The sequence below is a fragment of the Solibacillus silvestris genome (assembly GCF_051967575.1).
GTDB lineage: Bacteria > Bacillota > Bacilli > Bacillales_A > Planococcaceae > Solibacillus > Solibacillus silvestris_B.
This window is the reverse complement of the sequence record NZ_JBQCJW010000093.1, coordinates 1-623: the sequence shown is the minus strand read 5'-3', so window position 1 is coordinate 623 and position 623 is coordinate 1. Positions and strand designations below refer to the sequence as shown.

Here is a 623-nt window from a genome sequence, read left to right as displayed (position 1 = left end):
AGGGCGTTCCGTTTGCCTTGATTTCCTTAATTTGGGCAGACGGGGGCCTTAACCCGTTTTTCGCATTTTTTGAAACGGTAAAAGGGCTTGATTGGTTCTGTCAATTTATTTACCATAATTTTCAGGTTTATAACCATGGCGGTCAGTTTGGCTGAAACCCTTAATCTCTCTCTTCCTCTGGTTCTAGGTTTTCTTAGTCCCTGATGGTTCGCCGCTTCATTGTTCGTTCTTTCTACCCTGTACCTCGTTCTTAATGCCAGCCTGCCCGCTTCGGATTGATTGTAGGATCTTCCCTGTTCCATGATTTCATAGTAATCGCTGATAAAGACAGTCCGGCCTTTTTTATTGGTCGTGCATTGTTCAAAAAGTGGGCAGGATGTACACGTTTTCCCATCGAATTTAAATTGGTACCCGCGGCTCGGATTATTCCGCACTTTCTGAGCAGTCGAATAGCCTTGGGGACAAGTGACTTCATCCAAATTTGCATCATAAATAAACCAGTCGCTTTCCAGCAATCCAGTCGGGTTCGCATATTTTTGGATAGGGGCCGTCAGTAAAATTCCCTTCTCTTGTATTCTCTCGCGGTTTTCCCCTGTGCCATAGGCCGTATCGCCGACAAGCTG

1 protein-coding gene is annotated in these 623 nt (G+C 45.6%); it reads right to left on the bottom strand.

Translation table 11 applies throughout. The features are described 5' to 3' along the window. Positions 1-26 precede the first annotated feature (26 nt). The coding region (locus ACTHOQ_RS18900; RefSeq protein WP_440497740.1) for a transposase at positions 27-623 on the bottom strand (597 nt) is incomplete at its 5' end.